This window comes from Chryseobacterium hagamense (assembly GCF_007991455.1).
GTDB classification, from domain to species: Bacteria; Bacteroidota; Bacteroidia; order Flavobacteriales; family Weeksellaceae; genus Chryseobacterium; species Chryseobacterium hagamense.
On record NZ_BJYJ01000082.1, the window covers coordinates 1 to 1341 of the forward strand.

At 34.2% G+C, this 1341-nt stretch carries 1 protein-coding gene and 1 pseudogene; both read right to left on the bottom strand.

The window, feature by feature from the left end; genetic code table 11:
* Positions 1–83 precede the first annotated feature (83 nt).
* Positions 84–464 carry a hypothetical protein gene (locus CHA01nite_RS20330; RefSeq protein WP_146944815.1) on the bottom strand — a complete coding sequence of 127 codons (381 nt, stop codon included), beginning with the start codon at positions 462–464 and terminating at the stop codon, positions 84–86.
* Positions 461–1341: pseudogene (locus CHA01nite_RS20690) on the bottom strand (hypothetical protein); the annotation flags it as partial. The pseudogene CHA01nite_RS20690 and the gene CHA01nite_RS20330, both read right to left, overlap by 4 nt.

The window sequence follows — 1341 nt, forward strand, 5'->3', positions numbered from 1 at the left end:
AATCAGTAATTTTTACTTTTTTCGCCACTGTTATTCTGCACCTGCATTAAAGAATGACAGATATAATCTTTAATAAATACTGTTTAGTTTTCTTCATTTAAAATAATATTGCCCAAATCAACAATATTATTACGAGCGTTATAGTTTGTATAATCTAAAGTGTCTGCCTTATACCCTTGTGCACTAACAATTATCTTGTTTGTTGTTGGCGGCCCCTTGGGCTTTTCCATTCCTAAAAATGTCCATTCTTTAATGGTTTGTCTTGGGAAATAGAACTTGCCTTCATTTTTATTTACAGCAACTTCGTATTCCTCTCCTTCTACTGGTAAAGTTATTACTCTTGCTACTATCTGTTTATTTTGTTTACTTATAACGCGGCCTTTTATTTCAGGTCTTATTATCCATTCATGATGGCAAGAGGATGTTATAATGCTTATTAAAAAAATAATAATTAATTTTCTCATTTTATTTTTAATTTTGTTAACCATATTAATCCAAGCACATCTTTCTCTGCTGCAATAAGTCTAGAAATATCTTTAGGATTAGGTTCGTTATTATAATATTTCATTATATCAATTTCTCCATACAAAGGATAATTCTCACCATCACTTTCCATCTCATCCCAATGGGTTATTTTTTCCCAAGCAGTCTCATTACCCTTAATGGGCTTTGTATCTTGTGGTAAATAATAAGAACTTCCCTTGTGTTGCCAAGAATAAATAGTTCCTCCATAAGCCTGTAAAAACTCATGACCCAGTTCATGGGCAGCAGTTTCTTTAAACTCTGATATTGCATCATAAGCATTATTTATATCTAGCTCATCATAATATCTCCAGCCAGCTTTGGGATCATTTTTCCAACCATGTTTAATATAACCTGCATTATAAGATAACCTTTGAATAACTCCTGTGTCAGGAAAAAGATCCATAGCATTGTCATCTAAGTTACCATCAGAATAACTTCCTCCTGGATTACCTGAACGCATCCAATCATTATTTGTATTATAGATTAATGGTAATGAATTCATTGCATTATCTTTAGTATCAAAAGGCTTTATAAACACCTCAAACCTGTCACTAACTATGTTAACTCCATCTCCATGTATTCTTGTTTTATTTCTTCCCCAATACTTTGACAAGCCATCAAATACAATATTTTTTAATTCTACAAAACTTTTAGTTCTTACTTTAATAGGTTGTTTTCCCGCAACTAAAGCTTTTTTCGGAATCTTATCCCACGGGCAGCTTTCCACCCACCGGGTTTCATCTCTGGCACCGGCAAGATGGGACGAACATTCCAGCCCTTCCGCTCCGCCGTCTTTCAGGTTAACCCGGAGCGTGG

What these genes read in the sequence shown, in the direction of transcription:
- CHA01nite_RS20330 (WP_146944815.1), bottom strand. Translation starts at nt 464, where the DNA reads ATGAGAAAATTAATTATTATTTTTTTAATAAGCATTATAACATCCTCT.